We start from the raw sequence: 18,488 nt of genomic DNA on the forward strand, positions 1-18,488 counted from the left end.
TTGTTTACAACGAGAGTGATACAACTTGAATTAACCTTGAGTGATAGACGTTCCCGCTTGCCCTTGAAGGATGCGCAAACCATCTTCTAGGGCGCCAATGCCCACCACTTTTCCTCCTTGTTTAATAAACTCACATGAAGCTTGAATCTTGGGCCCCATAGACCCTGGCTCAAATTGATATTGGCTTAACTCGCTTGGTGTTGTGTTGCGTATTGCTCGCTGGCTATTTTTACCCCAATCAAGATAAACAGCATCTGTATCCGTTAAGATGAGCAAGGCATCGGCATGTAACTGTTTTGCGAGCAGGGCCGCTGACATATCTTTATCAATCACAGCTTCGACACCGACTAACTGCCCATTATTATATTGGACTGGAATTCCCCCGCCGCCAGTACATATTACTAGGTGGCCTTGCTCGATAAGCGTGGTAATTGCTTGATGTTCGATGATCCCTGTTGGCTCAGGGCTTGGGACTACGCGGCGAAAGTGCTTACCGTCAGGCTTGATGGTCCAATGGTATTTCTCAGCCAGTTCTCGCGCCTCATCCTGATTATAAATCGGCCCAATGGGTTTGGTGGGATTAAGAAAAGCAGGATCGTTTGGATCCACCGTCATTTGGGTGAGCATGCAGGTCGCATTGATGTCTGGCATCTGGTTCTTAAATTCTTGCATTAACATATAGCCGATCATGCCTTGGGTTTCACTCCCTAGTACATCAAGTGGATAAGGTGCGACTTGCTTATATTCCAAGCCTTGTAGCGCCAATAAACCTACTTGAGGGCCGTTTCCATGCACGAGCACGACTTTGTAGTTTTGAGCGACTTCGCAGATAGCCTTAACAGCAATTTGTATGTTGTGACGCTGAACACCTGCTTCTAAAGGCTCGCCGCGACGAAGGAGTGCGTTGCCACCAAGTGCAATGACGACAGTTTGTTTGTTCATGATGTGATCTCCCAATTTAGACATTAATAGGTGTTAGGACTTAAATGCCGTCACGCTCAATAGGACAACTCATACAACGAGCTCCGCCACGGCCTCGTCCAAGCTCGTCACCAGGGATAGGTAATACGGTAATACCTGCTTTGTCGTACTTTTCATTGGTGTAGGTGTTGCTTTGATAGCCAATCACAACCCCAGGTTTGACAGTCAGAACATTATTCGCATCATTCCACTGCTCACGTTCTGCGTTGAAGTTGTCTCCTCCTGTTGTGATGAGGTTAATCTGACCAATACCAAGAGCCTTTTCTATTGCATGGACAAAATTGTCTTCTTGTCTGACATTGACTTTGCCTGACTCATCTCCGGTTAATTGCCAGCATTTGATATCGCGGCGCATTACTTCTGGATAGATTGAAAAAGTATCTTCGCGCATATGGGTCATGACAGTATCAAGATGCATGCAAGAGCGGTGCTTGGGTAACTCCATTGCAATGACTTGTTTGGCTTGGTTGTGTTTGAACAGCTGTGAAGCTAAATGCTCGACGCCTTGGGGCGTCGTACGCTCAGACATTCCGATCAGAACCGCACCTTTACCAATCACCAAAACGTCACCGCCTTCTATAGTTGAGTTGTCATACTGGATTTCTTTATCGCCCAAGTACTTGATGAAGCTTTGCTGAGCAAATTTAGGGTTCCAGCGATATATTGCTCTGAGGTGATTTGTCTCTCGTTGGCGTGCGGTTTTGGCCATTGGGTTTATCGACACGCCGCCATAGACCCAGCAGGAGGTATCACGGGTAAATAAATGATTGGGTAGTGGCTCAATGATAAAGTCTATCGGCTGATGAAGGCCTTGCATCATGGAAGCAGATTGAACTGGCATTTCAGCATAAGACAAGCCACCAGTGAGTATCTTAGCCAGTTCTATGTTGGGCAAATCTCTTAGGTAGCAACGAACGTCGCCAGCAAATGTGTGCCCTAGTCGGTACTCTGATACCTGACGCGAGAGTAGCCAATCTTTTGCTTCTGGCACTTGGAGCGTTTCAGAGAGTAAATCGGTTAGAAACAGTACTTCAACATTTTGTTCAGATAAAGTCGTGGTAAACACATCGTGTTCTTCGCCAGCCCGCTCAACCGCAAGCACATCATCAAACAGTAAATCATGGCAGTTTGAAGGGGTCAGGTGGGTCAAAGCGCGTTTGGGACGATGAACGAGAACGCGACGTAACTGACCAATTTCGGAACCTACGTATAAGTTATTCATGCTCAACTCTCTCTTGTTAATTTCTGCTGTGCTCTATGCTCAGAATGGAGTGATTTTTGTTTTACTGAAATTCATAATACGCCTGTTATTGGGGGCTTCTTAGAAGGTAATCACAGTTTATGTTTTATACATTATTGTCTTTAAGGCGAGAGCTTTAACAATATCTATGCGCATGTTTAATATTTGTTAATGCTCTGAATATACATATAAACGGGAAAATTATTCACCGATTTAAATCTGATGATAATGGGAGGTGATTATTTAGGAACAATATTCAAGCGAATGAAAATTGAAAAGCAAAGTTTAAATTTAATCTATTCATAAGAATCTAATAGATAATTAATTACATGGAATTTTTTAAATTTTATTAACATAAAGTCTTTCGATAAATATGACTTGGTTCACATTAAGCATAATTAATAAATCAACAGCTGAATTTATAAATCCACTGCCCAATTTATAATAAAAAGCCACTTGATTAAGCGGCTTGGTCGAGTTAGCGCTTTTTAGAGTATGGCGCCGATACTTATCATGATAACGCAGAAGATGGTAAGTATGCCCAGCAGTGGAGCGACCCACTTTATCCAGCGGATATATGGGATACGTGCAATTGCTAGTCCTCCCATAACGACCGCAGAAGTGGGTGTGATTAAGTTGACCAGTCCAGAGGCCGATTGGTATGCGGTAATGACAAGCTCTCGTCCTACTCCCGCAAAGTCGGCCAGAGGCGCCATTATTGGCATGGTTAGTACGGCAAGTCCTGAGGTTGAGGGAACAAGGAAAGAAAGTAAAATTTCCAAAAAGAACATTACGTTTATAAACACGACAGAGGACAAACCTGTCACTGTCTGTTCAGCAGAGTTTAGAATCGTGTCTGTGATCATTCCGTTATCCATGACAACCACGATACCACGAGCAATACCAATAATAAGTGCTACGCCGAGTAAGTCGCGTGCGCCATCAATAAAGTTATGGATAAAATCTTCTTCGCTCATGCGGGCAACCAAGCCAACTAACATAGCGGCAGCAAGGAACATGGCTGATATTTCGGCCATCCACCAGCCTGCGACTGAAACACCGTAGATCATGACCGCAAAGGAAGCGCCAAATATGCATAAAATGGCCTTTCGGCGGCTTGTAAACTCAAGAGACTCTTCACTGCGCTGAGCAAGAAACCTCTGTTTGTTTTCCTCATATTTGTCATAAACAATAGACTTGCTTTGATCGCTGCGTACTAGACGCGCATAACGCATAACATAGGCAACGCAGATGATCCAGCCAATGATTAATATGGCTGCGCGTAGCAGTATTCCATCAGTAAAGGCAATGCCTGATGCGTTAGCCGCTATTACAGTGGCAAAAGGGTTAATGGTTGAGCCAAGCACACCAATGCCGGCTCCGAGTAATATGGTTGCGGCAGCCACAACAGGATCAAAGCGTGCGGCCATCATTACCGGAACCAGCAGAGAATAGAAAGGCAATGACTCTTCGGCCATACCATAAACAGTGCCACCTGCAGCGAATAACGCCATCAATATAGGGATCATCATCTCTTCTCGGCCGTGCAAGGCATGAGTGACTCGCTCTATCCCAGCATCAATGGCACCGGTTGCCGTGACAAGACCGAGGAATCCACCCATGACCAGAATAAATAGAGAAACATCGATGGCAGCCGCTTGGTAACTTTGGTGATCGTAAAAGCCATCTATAGGTGCAAGAAAGACATCCACTATGCCTTGCGGATTGGCTTCGACGGTTTGGTATGTCCCAGTTATGGGTACCTCACGGCCTAAATCTTGGTTCATTTCGCGTTGATATTGACCAGCAGGGATCACCCATGTCAGCAGTGCGACGAAGGCAATTAATATAAAAAGTATGCTGTAGGCGGATGGAAACTTGAGTTTGGCAAACAAGCCAGTTTTGTTGCCACTTGGATCAGTTTGTGCTGTCATGATGACCTCCTAACTTCTACTTGATAATTAGTAAATAGAAGTTAATTAAGAGTGGTATATTTTATATAGGCATAAAAAGCTTACCTATTCTAATAATTATGAGCACTCTTGGCGTTGTTGCTCTTCACAAAAGTATTATGTGAGTAATTTAATTAGTGAAATATGATGATTAGAATTTTATTTTAGTCGAATGATTATTCTTAATAAGATGTATTTTATATTGAATGCAATAGCTTTAATGAATTAAATAGAGAGAACTATTCATTACTTAAGCATTTTTGATATCGATTATATATATGATCTAAGTCAATAGCGGCTTATCTAAAAATAGGCCTTTATCATGGAGGTATATATTACCTCCATGCTTGGCTTGACCTAAATAAGGATCCCTCCCAATGTAAAGCCCAGTGCAACAGCAGAAGTGATAGTCACGACGCCAGGGATAAAAAAGGGATGGTTAAAGATATAATTGCCGATCCGAGTCGAGCCTGTGTCATCCATTTCTATCGCAGCGAGCAAAGTTGGGTAGGTAGGCAGGACGAATAGAGCACTGACGGCAGCAAACGAAGCCACTGCGGTGATCGGCGCAACACCTATTGCTAGTGCTGCTGGCATTAAAGCGACCGTGGTTGCTCCTTGAGAGTAAAGCAGCATGGAAGCAAAAAATAATACAATTGCTAGCATCCACGGATAGTCACTCAATAACACCCCGGCCACCTCTTTAATGCCTTCCACATGAGCGTTGACAAAAGTGGAGCCCAGCCATGCCACGCCAAGAACGCAAACACATGCGGTCATTCCTGAGCGAAATGTCGACGCGCTGGGGATTTTTGAAGCATCAATCTTAGTGAAGAGCACAATTGCTGCTGCTGCGGTTAACATCACTGCCATAATCGCTTCGTTGCGCCCAAGCGCTGGATCGGTAATCAGGCCTACTGACGTTGAGATTGCAGCTGCGTAGCACACAACAAATGCAATCGCGATGAGGAATATATACGTCGCCGTTTTAGCGGTTGGTAAAATGTCACGCTGCTTTTGCGGTGCTAGCTTAACTAATCCTTGCTCTAAACGCTGCTGGTAGATGGGATCATCTTTTAACTCACTGCCCATGAAGTTGGCAACAAATGCACCTATCATGCAAGCGATGAAAGTGGTTGGGATACACACTGCAAGTAAGGTAAGATAATCAACCCCTTTTGGCGCGAGCATGGATGAGAATGCAACCACAGCGGCGGATATAGGCGAAGCGGTAATTGCGATTTGTGATGCGACAACCGCGATTGATAATGGCCTAGATGGGCGAACGCCTTGACCTTTGGCCACTTCGGCGATAACCGGTAGGGTAGAGAATGCAGTGTGACCCGTGCCCGCCATCAAAGTCATGAAAAAGGTTACAATGGGCGCATAAAAAGTTATCCGCTCTGGGTGCTTACGAAGAAAATTTTCCGCTAATTGAACCAGCCAATCCATCCCCCCTGCAACTTGCATTGCTGCAATGGCAGTAATGACTGACATTATGATCAAGATGACATCAACGGGTATATAAGTCTGACTGGTAGGTACACCCAGAATAAATGACAGGGCGATAACGCCAGCGCCGCCAGCAAAGCCAATACCAATACCGCCAATGCGTGCTCCGAGGAAAATGAACAGCAAGACGACAAATAGCTCGAGCATAATCATGGTAGATACCTCTTATATTTTTTAACTTTTTATACTTGGCGGTTAAAAGCCAGTGATTCGAACATTAGAAAGCGATTGATTTTATCCCTTAAAAAATTGTGGGATAAAATTTTCTGTACAAAAAAGGGCCTGCTTCGGCCCTAGTCACGTTTTGTTATTGATAGCGCTTTGCTTTGTATTTGGGATGCATGAAGTTTTCGACGTTTAGGATATCATCGAGTTCTTCTTCGCTGAGTAGGCCTCGCTCAAGCACGACTTCTCGCACGCTCTTGCCTGTTTCTGCACAGATTTTACCGACAATATCGCCTTCATGGTGGCCAATATATGGGTTGAGGTAAGTGACAATGCCAATGGAGTTATAGACGTATCCCTCGCACACTTCTTTATTGACTGTGATGCCATCGATACACTTGTCGCGCAGATTAATACACGCATTGGCAAGCAGAGAAATGGACTCAAACATGCTTTGAGCAATCACAGGCTCCATGACATTAAGCTGCAATTGGCCACCTTCTGCTGCAAACGAAATCGTGTTGTCGTTACCCAGCACTTTAAAACACACTTGGTTGACCACTTCAGGAACTACAGGGTTAACTTTAGCGGGCATAATTGACGAGCCAGCTTGCAGCTCTGGTAAGTTGAGCTCATTAATACCAGCGCGAGGGCCAGAAGATAGAAGACGCAAGTCGTTACAGATTTTAGACAGTTTAACCGCGAGACGTTTTAGTGCGCCATGAGTCATGACATAAGCGCCGCAGTCTGAGGTCGCTTCAATAAGATCTTCCGCTGGTACCACATCCAACCCAGTAACTTGTGCCAAATGCTTCACTGCCAATTGTTGGTAGCCTTGCGCGGCATTGAGACCAGTACCGATTGCTGTCGCGCCTAAGTTAATTTCAAGCAAGAGTTTGGATGTGTACTCAAGAGCACGAATTTCTTCATTTAAAGTCACAGACCAGGCATGAAATTCTTGTCCAACTGTCATAGGCACAGCATCTTGAAGCTGAGTACGGCCCATTTTTAATACGCCTTTAAACTCTTTGCTCTTAAGTGCAAATGCGCCTTTTAAGTATTCTATTGCTTCGATAAGCGTCTGAACACTGTTATAAACCGCGATACGAAAACCCGTTGGATAGGCGCAGTTGGTCGACTGGCTCTTATTAACGTGATCATTAGGGTTGATAAACTGATATTGCCCTTTTTCTTTGCCCATGATCTCCAATGCAACATTGGCAATCACTTCATTGGTATTCATATTGACCGAGGTTCCAGCCCCACCTTGGAACACATCCGATGGGAACTGATCCATACATTTTCCTGTGTCTAGGATCAAATCACACGCTTCAACTATGTATTGGGCGATTTCTTTGGGCAGAACACCAAGCTCGCTATTAGCAAGTGCTGCCGCTTTTTTGGTCATGACCATGCCACGAACAAACTCAGGCACATCGGAAATGGTCACGTTAGAAATATTGAAGTTCTCAATTGCGCGCAAGGTATGGATGCCGTAGTAAGCATCAGCGGGAACGTGTCGCTCACCGAGAAGATCTTCTTCAATACGGGTTGCATTCGCTGGGTGTAGGGTATCATTTAGGCTAGCCATGATAGGATCCTTAGATAATTATTCTGGTGTAAATGAAAATGCTCGCCATTCTGCAACTTAAGAATCCATTCGTCAGAGTTTTTTGGCTGTAAAATACGTCCTGACTTATGGGGCTCATGATACTTCACTCAGCGGATAAAAACGCTATCTTGGTCACTTTTTTTATTTTTGCTTTGTTGAATGTTTTTAAACGCTAAACTGAGTTTAAACTGCCATAGCGCTGTGAATTTTTGTCGCTTTCGTTTGAGGTTTGGCAAGCTTTGAGCTTACACTAGTGCCAACAAAGGAGGGCATGTGTTTGCTATCGTATTCTTAATATTTGTATTGGTTCCTGTTATCGAGATAAGTTTGTTTATCTCAGTAGGCGATTATCTTGGCTTATGGCCAACTATCGCTATGGTCTTTTTGACCGCATTTCTCGGTGCCTCTTTAGTGCGTAGTCAAGGACTACAAACATTACTCTCAGTGCAAAGCAGGCTCAAGCAAGGAGAACTGCCTGCACAGCAAATTCTAGAAGGTGTATTGCTCGCCGTCGCCGGGGTGCTGCTTTTTATTCCAGGCTTTTTAACTGATACGCTGGGTATGATAGTTCTATTGCCTGCTCCGCGCCGTGCTTTAGCCAAGTATCTGATGACCAAAATGGTGGTAAAAGCCTCCGCAGAGTTTGGCTCTCATCAGTTCCGGCAAGATGGCTTTGGCCACAACCAAGATAATGATGGCCATACGTTTGAAGGTGAATACGAGCGCAAAGAAGACGACAACAATAACCACCTTAATAAGCCCTAACCTTGAGATGGACGCTAGTGATTAGCGTCCGCTCCACCCTTGAGCCTTTATTCTAGTTGTGCTCGAAACTCTCTTCTTTGTTGATATCTAGCTCGCAAATTTGCAACAAGTATTTCAATTCAGTTTAAAGTTTGACGCTTATCCAAATATTCATTTTACCTATGGGATCGAAATCTCAATGTCATGGAATGTTGTTTTTAGTTTCATAAAAAACATCAACACTGGTCGAGCTTTATAAGTCTTTTCTCAACAGGAAAAGGGAATTGAAACGCGCTTTCTATACCTAGATAACAAAGGAAGCGACGCAAGGTGGACAGAATGAAACAAAAACTCACTCCAACTTTACTTGCAGCAGTGGTCGCAAGTGTTCTCTCTACGCCAGCAATGTCTGAGATCATTATTTCTCAATACGTCGAAGGTAGCAGTAATAATAAAGCCATTGAAATTGCCAATACTGGCGAAAATCAGGTGATGCTTGATGGTTACAGTTTGGCTAAATCAGTTAATGGTGGCGGCAATTGGAATAGCAAGCTGTCATTAGATGGTAAAGTTATACAGGCTAAAAGCGTCTTAGTGATTGGCCATTCACAGTCAAACGAGAGCATTAAAAACCTCAGTGATTTTCTAGACAATGATGTACTTGGCTTTAACGGTAATGATCCAATTGCCCTGCTTAAAAACGATCAAGTACATGATGTAATCGGTGATATGGGCGGAAATAATTTTGCCAAAGATGTCACCTTAACGCGCAGCCAAGATGATTTTTCTCCTTCTGCTGATTACCAAGCTTCAAATTGGCTAGAGTCTGATAAAAATGATATTCAAGGTTTGGGTGAGCTTAATGGTGGTCAAGCGCCAGAGCCGTTTGCTTGCGAGCAAGACGGTCATGAACCAGTCTTTACTTCAATTCAAGAGATCCAAGGTGAGGGCAGTCGCTCTCCACTTCTCAATACTGGTGCCTTTATCTCAGATGAAGAGGTGTATGTAAAAGGTATAGTGAGCGCAGTCACCAGCAGTCTGACCAAAGGCTTTTACCTGCAAGCGCTTAACGATGATGGCAACCCGAAAACCTCGGAAGGTCTATTTGTTGAAACCAACCAATCTCAGTCTGAGCTGAAGCCAGGCGATCTAGTCTGCGTTAAAGGTAAAGTTCAGGAAAACTACCAGCAGACCCAACTAAAAGCGGGTAAAAACACCTGGGTTAAGCAGGGAGAGTACACACCGCCAGTTGCAACTGAGATTGACATTTTGGCTGATGATGCCAGCTTTGAACAAACCCTTGAGCGCTATGAAGGTATGCTGGTTAAAACAAGTGCAGATCTTGATATGCGAGTCACGCGCACCTTTGGCTACGATTATGCGGCGAGTCGCAACAACATGGTTTTGGCGCAAGGAGGCATCAATATGCATCCTAACCAAGCTTTTGCTGCCGGTTCAGATAAAGCTAAGCAGCAAAGCAAGGACAATAGCGAGCGGCGTTTATTTATCGAATCAGACCATAAAGCGCCCAATGGTGTTATTCCTTATTACCCAGAATTTGGTGTCACCGACGCTGACCAAGATGGCTCGACCGAAGATTATATTCGCATTGGCGATACCATAGTTGGGCTTGAAGGGGTGCTGAGTTACAGCTATGGCGACTATCGCTTAATTACCACCAACACCTTAAACAAAGACAATTTTATTCGTCGCTACCCACGTACTCAGCAACCAGAAGTTGAAGAAAAGGGCGATTTAAGAATCGCGACCTTTAATGTGCTCAATTATTTCAATTCTCCTTTTGGTGGAGATGAGAACCCCAATGGCGGCAATCGAGGCGCTAAGACCTATCCTGAGTTTGAAATTCAGCAAGCCAAAATTGTTAATGCTATTTTGCGTCTGGATGCCGATATCATAGGTTTAATGGAAATTGAAAATAATGGCTTGGGTGAAAATGGCGCCATTGGTCAGCTTGTTGAGCAGTTAAACCAGCATATTGATGACAAAAAAGATCGCTATAAGTTTGTCGCGCTTGATACCAATGGTGACGGTATCAAGGACAAAAATGATTATATTGGCACGGATGCGATTACCACAGGGGTGCTGTATCGTTCTAAATCCGTTGAGCTTCAAAGCTCACGAGTCATTGAGATGCCGAGCCAACAAGCCCCAGAAGTGCTTGATGATGATGGTAAGGTGATTGAAGATGGTAAGAATTACCAGCGCAATACACTCGCCCCTACCTTTAGGATAAAAAACAAAAACCGAAAGCAAGATGCAGAGGAACGTATCACTGTTGCGGTTAACCACTTTAAATCAAAAGGCTCCAAATGTTGGGAAGACGCTGCGCCAATCGATGAAGGCGGTCAGGGTGGAAAAGACGTTGATCAGCAAGGCTCATGTGAGAACTTTCGCGTTGCCGCCGCAGTGGCATTAGGAGAGGCACTTGAAGATATTCCTGGTCATAAAGTGATTTTGGGCGATTTAAATGCATACGGTAAAGAAGATCCCATGCTAGTTTTAACCGATTACAGCCAAAAGCAATATGGCAAAGTGATTAAAGCGGCGCGCAATACCTATATTGGCGGCGTTGAGCAATTTGGTGATCAGGGGGAGGTTATTCATCACAGCTATGGCTATATTAATGCGGTTGCCGCTAAGCATCCAAATAATTGGAGCTTTTCATACAATGATGAAGTGGGCGCACTTGACCATATCTTGATAAGCCCAAGTCTTGAAAAGTATGTGGTCGATGCCACTGAGTGGCATATTAATGGCGGTGAATCGACCCTGTTTGAATACAGTGATAGATACACAGGCGACTTGCCAAAATATAGCGATCACTTTCGCTCGTCAGATCACGACCCTGCGGTGCTTGAGTTAAAAATGGCCGGCTCATTTGGCCTTGGCGCAATCGTATCTTTATTTGGTCTAGCCCTATGGCGCAGACGTAACTAGCCCTTACTTTAAAATAAAACTTGTAAAAAATGCGGTAAAACAAATGCCACAAAATAAGCCCCGCCACTAGAAGTAGTGGCGGGGCTTAGTAAAGAAATGATATTTTATTAGCGACTAATACGGATAAAATCGCCAGCTAAAGCATGGAAAATAGCGCCCTCGCTGGCGCCACATTTTTTCATACGATCATGCCAAGATTCCGTAGCCTTGATATGTACCGGCAGTTTTTGTGAATAAGCCATATAAACCATTGAGGTAGAAATCGTATTATCATAGCCTCCTTCTTTGTTATAGTGGTCTGCCCAAGTAGCAAACCATTTACCATCAATTTTAAATTGTAAGGTCCTAATCCAATTATTACTACTTAAGCCAGTTGCGCAAATCTGGATTTCTTCAATCACTCCCTTGGCTTCTTGAGCAAAAGAAATAGGGGAAGTGAGAAGCAATAAAGTAAAAAGCAGTTTTTTCATAACAGTTTTCTCAAAAATGTGTAGTAAGAGTTAGGGTTGAGTTATGCCGCGCCACTAGACGCAGTGGCGGTTGATGTTAGGAATCGTAAAGATTGGTTGGCGTTTCGGTTTCGCAGCGCTCTAAATCATAGTCATAGGTGACCGCACCTTTGCCTCTTAGCGCTACTCTTACCGTCATACCGCGCTCTAGATACCAGCGTAAGTCTTCACAGGACATACGATAGCTAAGCTCATTAGTGTGCACTGGATTCCAGCGGTATTTTCCTGCGAGTTGCTTAGTGTAATAAATCACACCGTTATCGAGTACTTTGAAGTCTTCTGCTCCTTTGAAGTTTTTTCTCGCTTCATCAATGGTTGCTTGTGAGGCTGTAGTTTGAATATTTTCTACTGAGGTGGTTTGACAGGCACTTAATGCAAAGACAGTAAGGCCAGCCACTGCGATATGTTTTAATGTCATTTATAGTTCTCGTTTATTTACCACTTTTTTGCTAAGTGGCAAATTATAGAGATAAGCATTATCAATGGGTAGTGATTATTCTATAAACGCTCGGTCAATCATCGCCAATGTGGCGATCATTGGGCAGAGTCTCAAATTTAGAACCATTTTGCACCGGGATCTTGAGTGCCAAACGAGTTTGGAAGTGCAAATTAGTCCATTTATGGGGTCGGATACTGCTACCGAGCATAAAATTGGCAGGCAAGTCATCCAAGCAAAGCTCACTACATGGTTAAATAACAGAATCTAGTTTCAGTTAATCCTTGCCTTTCGGCTTTGGTAATGCACAATACCGCCTCATATATGCGATTTATCAAAACCATTTAAGAGCTATGCTGCTGATCATCGATAACTACGACTCTTTTACCTACAACTTGTATCAGTACTTTTGCGAGTTGGGCGCAGAGGTAAAGGTGGTGCGTAACGATCAAATTAGCCTTGAAGAGATTGAAGCGCTTAATCCCACTCATTTGGTGATATCACCAGGTCCATGCACGCCAAATGAAGCAGGCATCTCACTCAGCGTGATTGAACACTTTGCAGGTAAATTGCCTATTTTGGGCGTGTGCCTAGGCCATCAAGCTATAGCGCAAGTGTTTGGCGGTCAAGTAGTGCGTGCACGTCAGGTGATGCACGGTAAAACGTCTGCCATTCGCCATAATAACCGCAGCGTATTTACCCAGCTCAATAACCCACTCACTGTGACTCGCTATCACTCGCTGGTGGTGAAAAATGACAGCTTACCCGATTGCTTCGAACTGACCGCATGGACAACGCGAGAAGATGGTTCAATGGATGAAATCATGGGTTTTCAACATAAAACCCTGCCTATTGAAGCGGTTCAGTTTCACCCTGAGTCAATCAAAACCGAGCAAGGCCACGAGTTACTGGCTAACTTTCTCGATCGCTCAGCCATTTTCTCTTCTCGCAAAACCTGATAGCGATCACTTTTTTTAACATTTATTTCATATTTTATGCTGAGAATATGTTGTGAAAAACTATTCGTTACCCCTTTGAGCTTTAACATCTCAAGCCTGTAATTACCATGTTTAACGACAGCTTATGTTAGCTATAAGAATATATTGCTTCATAAAAGCAGTGACTTAGTGCATAAATACTCAATGAAAGTGAGGGGTTGCCTATTCATGGTTGGATAAAAAGAATAATTCACTATTGAAATGGTTAATTAAATGTAAATACAATGCCGTAATTGCTCATATGCAAAACAAAATGTGCTTTCATTAATAAGAAGGCAAGGATGCAAAAATTGCCTGGCATGCGGTATTGAGAGGGAATGTGCAATGACAGTTGAAAGTAAAGTAGAACGCGGTTTGTTTGATGAGGTCATGGTACCTTGTTATAACCCGATGGAAATGGTGCCTGTTAAAGGTGAAGGCGCACGCGTTTGGGATCAGCAAGGCAAAGAGTACATCGACTTTGCAGGTGGTATTGCGGTGAGCTGTCTTGGACATTGTCACCCAGCTATGGTGAATGCGCTAACAGAGCAAGGTCAAAAGCTTTGGCATTTAAGTAATGTTATGACCAACGAGCCAGCGCTGCGTTTGGCGAAAAAACTCACCCAAGTGAGCTTTGCCGACAAAGTGTTTTATGCCAATTCAGGCGCAGAGGCCAACGAAGCCGCGCTTAAGCTTGCGCGTCGCTATGCAGCAGATAAGTTTGGCCCGGAGAAATCTGAAATTATCGCCTTTAAACAAGGCTTTCATGGCCGAACTTTCTTTACTGTTACCGTGGGTGGACAAGCAGCATACTCTGATGGTTTTGGTCCCAAACCCGGTGATGTGACTCATTTGCCGTACAACGATATTGAGACCTTACGGGCGCATATTTCAGATCGCACTTGTGCGATTATGATGGAGCCTCTTCAAGGAGAGGGGGGCATCATCGCGCCGACCGACGAATTTGTACAAACGGTTCGTGAACTCTGTGATAAGCACAATGCGCTACTTATTTTTGATGAGGTACAAACAGGTAACGGCCGTACAGGGCACTTTTATGCCTATCAAGGCCTTGGTGTAACCCCAGATATTTTGAGTACAGCAAAATCACTTGGTGGCGGTTTCCCAATTGGTGCTATGCTCACCACAGCAGAGCTTGCGGAGCATCTTAAAATTGGTACACACGGCTCAACCTATGGGGGTAACCCACTTGCTTGTGCAGTCGCTGAAGCTGTGGTCGATATTGTCAGCGACCCAGAAACACTTAAAGGTGTAGCAGAGCGCGAAACATGGTTTAGAGAAGGGCTAAACAAACTCAACGAAAAATATCAAATGTTTGCTGAAGTTCGTGGTAAAGGTTTGTTACTCGGTGCTGCGCTCAATGACGAGTGGCAAGGCCGAGCGCGAGATGTGCTGGTAGCCGCTGGTAAAGAAGGCCTGATGGTGTTGGTTGCGGGTACTAACGTTGTTCGCTTTACCCCATCCTTGGTCATCACTAAGCAGGAAGTTGAAGAGGGTTTATCAAGGCTTGATAAAGCTCTAGCAACACTCAGTAAATAATTAAGAACCACGCAAGATCGTCCTAGCGGGGCGATCTTCTTTTTTCAGTTCCACGCATTAGGTATTCCCAACACTAAGACGATCCTCGGCTCTTAAATCCTATAACCTGTTGTGAATGCTATTTGGCTAGAGATGAGCCAAATCTTGATGAATGTGGCGCTGACCTATGCATCAGGAGGGAATATCGATGCTAGTTGTTCGCCCGATAACAATGTCGGACTACGATGCTTTGCATACTTGTGCCGTCGAATCTGGACATGGATTTACATCACTTCCGGTCAACGAAGAGTTATTGACCAACCGTATTACACACTCTGAATACAGTTTTTCCAAACCCAATGTCACAGAGCCTGGTGATGAAGGCTATTTAATGGTTGGGTTTGATAGCAAGAGTGGCGAGGTAGCAGGGTGCACGGGTATCGAAGCTTCCATCGGCTGGGATGTGCCATTTTATTCTTATCATATCAGCACCATAGTTCACTCATCGCCAAAGCTTGGGGTCAATAATGTGGTAAAGCTGCTGACTTTTGGTAACAACTACACAGGTTGCAGTGAGATTTGTACTTTATTCTTAAGACCTAGCTTTCGCGGCGGATTGAATGGTCGATTAATGTCAAAGTGTCGGTTTTTGATGATGGCCGAGCACCCACATCGTTTTTCTAAAACCGTATTTGCCGAAATGCGCGGGGTGTCTGACGATGAAGGTAACTCACCATTTTGGCAATGGTTACAAGAGCACTTTTTCTCCATCGACTTTACCATGGCGGATTACTTAACCGGTATTGGCAAAAAAGGCTTCATTGCCGATCTTATGCCTAAGCTGCCGATTTACATTAACTTGCTCAGTAAAGAGGCCCAAGAGGTCATAGGTCAAGTGCACGAAAATACCAAACCTGCTCTTCGCTTACTTGAAAAGGAAGGCTTCACTTGTCGCAACTATGTCGATATTTTTGATGGTGGTCCATCGGTTGAGTGTGATGTGCGCAATATCGAATCTGTACGCCACTCATTCCGAGCAAAAGTGTCTATTGCGCAGCACTCTAGCTCACAGGATTACCTAATCTCAAATACTTCTTTTGAGCATTTTAGAGCGGTAGCGACTAAGGCTGCATATGATCAGGCCTCTGAGTCTGTCATTTTATCCCCAGAAGCGGCTGAAGCTTTGCAAGTCAAGCAAGGTGACTATGTTCGCATGTTGGCCCAGTAATTGAGAGGAATAATCATATGACACATTGGATTGCAGGTGAGTGGCTAGATGGGCATGGCGAAGCAATAAACTCCACCAGCCCTTACAACAACGAAGTAATTTGGCAAGGACAAAGTGCTTCTCCCGAGCAGGTTGCGTCAGCGGTCAGTGCTGCTCGAAACGCTTTTTTAAGCTGGAAAAAGTGCAGCTATACAGAGCGTGAGTCAATCGTGCTCGCTTTTGCTGAGAAAGTGAAAGAAAACAGTGAGCAAATCGCAGAGATTATCGCTAAAGAAACCGGTAAGCCTTTGTGGGAGACCCGAACGGAAGCGGCCGCGATGGCGGGTAAAATCGCTATTTCAATTCGTGCTTATCATGACCGCACAGGTGAAGCGCAACGTGAAGCGGCAGGTAACCAGATTGTTTTACGTCATCGTCCTTTGGGGGTGATGGCGGTATTTGGTCCTTACAACTTCCCTGGTCATTTGCCAAATGGACATATAGTCCCAGCCTTACTTGCTGGTAACACAGTGGTGTTTAAACCATCTGAGCAAACGCCGCTAACAGGCGAGTTCGCGATGAAGTTATGGCAACAAGCAGGTCTACCTGCTGGCGTGATTAACTTGGTTCAAGGTGCTAAAGAAACAGGCGTTGCCTTGGCCGAGTCTAAAGGTATTGATGGTCTGTTGTTTACGGGTAGCGCCAATACCGGTCATATTCTGCATCGTCAGTTTGCTGGTCAACCAGACAAGATGCTGGCTTTGGAAATGGGTGGCAATAACCCTATGGTGATTTCTGAGCAATATGGCGACTTAGATGCAACCGTATACACCATTATTCAGTCGGCATTTATTAGCGCAGGCCAGCGCTGTACTTGCGCACGTCGTCTTTATGTTCCTGTGGGGGAAAAAGGTGACGCCTTAGTTGCTAAATTGATTGAAGCAACACAAAAGATTCATGTTGATCAACCTTTTGCGCAGCCTGCACCCTTTATGGGGCCACAAATTTCGAAAGCGGCAGCCGACTTTATTCTTCAGGCTCAATCGAATCTGATTGAGCTAGGAGCACAAAGCTTGTTAGAGGCTAAAGCAGGTGAGGCTGCATTTGTGAGTCCAGGTATCATAGACGTCACGCCAATTGCGCAGCTGCCAGATGAAGAATATTTTGGTCCTTTGCTACAAGTCGTTCGATACCAAGCTCTAGAAAAAGCGGTCGAGCTTGCTAATGATACTCGCTTTGGCTTATCCGCAGGGCTTGTTTCTACCGATGATAGCGAGTGGGAATATTTTGTTGACCATATCCGCGCAGGTATCGTTAATCGCAACCGCCAGCTGACAGGGGCTAGTGGTGATGCGCCATTTGGCGGTCCTGGCGCTTCAGGTAACCTTCGTCCAAGTGCTTATTATGCGGCTGATTATTGTGCCTATCCAATGGCTTCGATGGAAGGTGATGAAACCGTGTTACCTGAGACACTGAGCCCTGGTGTGGAGTTATAGCTAGCACATATAGCACCTTTAGCGAAAAGGGAAGGCTCGCTGGGTCAGCGAGCCAACTCTCAACCCAATAAACTAGACAAGGAGGCGTTATGACGCCAGATGTTTTATTTCAGTCGTTATGGAATGACTATATTCAGCGCTTGTGCCCCTCAGCAGATAAAGTTCACCAATTACTGCAAGAAAGCGACCCTCTTATTAACGACCATATCGCGCTGCGAACCTTTAATTTAAGTCCAGTTGGTATAGAAACCATCGCCAAGCCCTTTATTGATGTTGGTTATACCCCATGTGGAGATTATCAATTTGAGGCGAAAAAATTGGTGGCTAAACACTACGAACATCCAGATCCTAAGCAACCTAAAGTCTTTATTAGTGAGCTTAAAGTGGAAGAGTGTTCGCCGCAATTGCAGAGCATAGTCAAGAGACTGGTCGATCAGATTGATACCGATAAACTGGCAAGCTACGAGTTTTTATCTTCTGGGCGTCTTTGGCAATTGAGCTTCGAAGATTACCAGCAACTTGCTAAAGAAAGTGAATACGCTGCTTGGCTTGCCGCTCACGGCTATGGAGCTAACCATTTCACTGTTAGTGTCAATCAACTTTCTGCGTTCGATGAGGCAAAGCAGGTCAACGATCATTTGCGCCAAGCTGGATTCACAATTAATGAATCAGGCGGTGAGGTCAAAGGCTCTCCAGACGTGTTACTGGAGCAATCCTCGACCATGGCAGATAAAGTGCCAGTGTCTTTCACAGAAGGCTCCCAGATAGTTCCTGGCGGCTTTTATGAGTTTGCTAAACGCTACCCTATGAGTAATGGTGAATTATATCCTGGGTTTGTCGCTGCATCGGCTGATAAGATATTTGAAAGCACAAATAGCGAGTCTTGAGAGAGGTTTTGCAGACCTTAATAAAAAGGCGCCACTTGAGGCGCCTTTTTCTATTCTGTCACACTAAGCCAATATTGGTCTGGAATCGAACGTGTTTCCTCGCTTAGGTGGGGATTGTCTATGCTAAACGCTTTTCTGCTTTTGATGCCCGCTTGTTCAAAGGTTTTTTCACTAGAGGTGCTTTTTCAAAGAACTCAACAAATGAACCATCTGTATGCTGGCGGTAAACCCCATTTAACTGAAAGCTGTCACCGACTAAAAATAGTGAGTGTT

The 18,488-nt window shown here is 44.5% G+C and carries 14 protein-coding genes; 7 read left to right on the forward strand and 7 right to left on the reverse strand.

Annotation, left to right across the window (positions count from 1 at the left end):
* Nucleotides 1-30: 30 nt before the first annotated feature.
* From arcC to aspA, 5 genes are all read right to left on the reverse strand, one after another.
* Nucleotides 31-942: a carbamate kinase gene (gene arcC, locus AAFM34_RS08115; RefSeq protein ID WP_341661724.1), complete on the reverse strand. Its 912-nt coding sequence runs from the start codon at nucleotides 940-942 to the stop codon at nucleotides 31-33.
* A gap of 40 nt (nucleotides 943-982) precedes the next feature.
* Nucleotides 983-2,203: an arginine deiminase gene (gene arcA / locus AAFM34_RS08120; RefSeq protein WP_341661725.1), complete on the reverse strand. Its 1,221-nt coding sequence runs from the start codon at nucleotides 2,201-2,203 to the stop codon at nucleotides 983-985.
* 506 nt (nucleotides 2,204-2,709) lie between these two features.
* Nucleotides 2,710-4,155 carry a YfcC family protein gene (locus AAFM34_RS08125; RefSeq protein ID WP_341661726.1) on the reverse strand — a complete coding sequence of 482 codons (1,446 nt, stop codon included), beginning with the start codon at nucleotides 4,153-4,155 and terminating at the stop codon, nucleotides 2,710-2,712.
* 375 nt (nucleotides 4,156-4,530) lie between these two features.
* Nucleotides 4,531-5,838 (reverse strand): anaerobic C4-dicarboxylate transporter, encoded by a 1,308-nt coding sequence (locus AAFM34_RS08130; RefSeq protein WP_341661727.1) that lies wholly within the window; start codon nucleotides 5,836-5,838, stop codon nucleotides 4,531-4,533.
* A 154-nt stretch (nucleotides 5,839-5,992) separates the two neighbouring features.
* Complete coding sequence (gene aspA, locus AAFM34_RS08135) at nucleotides 5,993-7,441, reverse strand: aspartate ammonia-lyase (protein ID WP_160932115.1); 1,449 nt, start codon at nucleotides 7,439-7,441, stop codon at nucleotides 5,993-5,995.
* A 294-nt stretch (nucleotides 7,442-7,735) separates the two neighbouring features.
* On the opposite strand from aspA, the gene AAFM34_RS08140 reads away from it, so the two are divergent.
* Nucleotides 7,736-8,227 carry an FxsA family protein gene (locus AAFM34_RS08140; RefSeq protein WP_152431400.1) on the forward strand — a complete coding sequence of 164 codons (492 nt, stop codon included), beginning with the start codon at nucleotides 7,736-7,738 and terminating at the stop codon, nucleotides 8,225-8,227.
* Nucleotides 8,228-8,545: 318 nt separating this feature from the next.
* On the forward strand, nucleotides 8,546-11,164 hold the full coding sequence (locus AAFM34_RS08145; protein WP_341661735.1) for an ExeM/NucH family extracellular endonuclease: 2,619 nt from the start codon (nucleotides 8,546-8,548) through the stop codon (nucleotides 11,162-11,164).
* A 107-nt stretch (nucleotides 11,165-11,271) separates the two neighbouring features.
* Here the strand turns inward: AAFM34_RS08145 and AAFM34_RS08150 are convergent, their stop codons facing one another.
* Both AAFM34_RS08150 and AAFM34_RS08155 read right to left on the reverse strand, forming a co-directional pair.
* On the reverse strand, nucleotides 11,272-11,634 hold the full coding sequence (locus tag AAFM34_RS08150) for a hypothetical protein (protein ID WP_341661737.1): 363 nt from the start codon (nucleotides 11,632-11,634) through the stop codon (nucleotides 11,272-11,274).
* Nucleotides 11,635-11,710: 76 nt separating this feature from the next.
* Nucleotides 11,711-12,091, reverse strand: a complete 381-nt coding sequence (locus AAFM34_RS08155) for a hypothetical protein (protein ID WP_341661739.1) — start codon at nucleotides 12,089-12,091, stop codon at nucleotides 11,711-11,713.
* Between the two features lie 371 nt (nucleotides 12,092-12,462).
* Between AAFM34_RS08155 and AAFM34_RS08160 the strand changes: the two genes are divergently transcribed.
* The 5 genes from AAFM34_RS08160 to AAFM34_RS08180 all read left to right on the forward strand — a co-directional run bounded on the left by AAFM34_RS08160 (nucleotide 12,463) and on the right by AAFM34_RS08180 (nucleotide 18,215).
* A complete protein-coding gene (locus tag AAFM34_RS08160) occupies nucleotides 12,463-13,068 on the forward strand; it encodes an aminodeoxychorismate/anthranilate synthase component II (protein ID WP_341661741.1) in 606 nt (201 codons plus the stop codon).
* Between the two features lie 363 nt (nucleotides 13,069-13,431).
* Nucleotides 13,432-14,646 (forward strand): aspartate aminotransferase family protein, encoded by a 1,215-nt coding sequence (locus AAFM34_RS08165; RefSeq protein ID WP_114787389.1) that lies wholly within the window; start codon nucleotides 13,432-13,434, stop codon nucleotides 14,644-14,646.
* A gap of 187 nt (nucleotides 14,647-14,833) precedes the next feature.
* Nucleotides 14,834-15,853 (forward strand): arginine N-succinyltransferase, encoded by a 1,020-nt coding sequence (gene astA, locus AAFM34_RS08170; RefSeq protein WP_341661744.1) that lies wholly within the window; start codon nucleotides 14,834-14,836, stop codon nucleotides 15,851-15,853.
* A gap of 17 nt (nucleotides 15,854-15,870) precedes the next feature.
* The gene (astD, locus tag AAFM34_RS08175; protein WP_341661746.1) at nucleotides 15,871-17,328 is read left to right on the forward strand and encodes a succinylglutamate-semialdehyde dehydrogenase; all 1,458 of its coding nucleotides are present in this window, start codon (nucleotides 15,871-15,873) and stop codon (nucleotides 17,326-17,328) included.
* A gap of 89 nt (nucleotides 17,329-17,417) precedes the next feature.
* A complete protein-coding gene (locus AAFM34_RS08180; protein ID WP_341661748.1) occupies nucleotides 17,418-18,215 on the forward strand; it encodes a DUF1338 domain-containing protein in 798 nt (265 codons plus the stop codon).
* Nucleotides 18,216-18,488: the final 273 nt, after the last annotated feature.

Source organism: Vibrio sp. (assembly GCF_038138445.1).
Taxonomy (GTDB): domain Bacteria; phylum Pseudomonadota; class Gammaproteobacteria; order Enterobacterales; family Vibrionaceae; genus Vibrio.

Coding starts and splice junctions, on each gene's coding strand:
- arcC (WP_341661724.1), bottom strand. CDS start 942: ATGAACAAACAAACTGTCGTCATTGCACTTGGTGGCAACGCACTCCTT.
- arcA (WP_341661725.1), bottom strand. CDS start 2,203: ATGAATAACTTATACGTAGGTTCCGAAATTGGTCAGTTACGTCGCGTT.
- AAFM34_RS08125 (WP_341661726.1), bottom strand. CDS start 4,155: ATGACAGCACAAACTGATCCAAGTGGCAACAAAACTGGCTTGTTTGCC.
- AAFM34_RS08130 (WP_341661727.1), bottom strand. CDS start 5,838: ATGATTATGCTCGAGCTATTTGTCGTCTTGCTGTTCATTTTCCTCGGA.
- aspA (WP_160932115.1), bottom strand. CDS start 7,441: ATGGCTAGCCTAAATGATACCCTACACCCAGCGAATGCAACCCGTATT.
- AAFM34_RS08145 (WP_341661735.1), top strand. CDS start 8,546: ATGAAACAAAAACTCACTCCAACTTTACTTGCAGCAGTGGTCGCAAGT.
- AAFM34_RS08150 (WP_341661737.1), bottom strand. CDS start 11,634: ATGAAAAAACTGCTTTTTACTTTATTGCTTCTCACTTCCCCTATTTCT.
- AAFM34_RS08155 (WP_341661739.1), bottom strand. CDS start 12,091: ATGACATTAAAACATATCGCAGTGGCTGGCCTTACTGTCTTTGCATTA.
- AAFM34_RS08160 (WP_341661741.1), top strand. CDS start 12,463: ATGCTGCTGATCATCGATAACTACGACTCTTTTACCTACAACTTGTAT.
- AAFM34_RS08165 (WP_114787389.1), top strand. CDS start 13,432: ATGACAGTTGAAAGTAAAGTAGAACGCGGTTTGTTTGATGAGGTCATG.
- astA (WP_341661744.1), top strand. CDS start 14,834: ATGCTAGTTGTTCGCCCGATAACAATGTCGGACTACGATGCTTTGCAT.
- astD (WP_341661746.1), top strand. CDS start 15,871: ATGACACATTGGATTGCAGGTGAGTGGCTAGATGGGCATGGCGAAGCA.
- AAFM34_RS08180 (WP_341661748.1), top strand. CDS start 17,418: ATGACGCCAGATGTTTTATTTCAGTCGTTATGGAATGACTATATTCAG.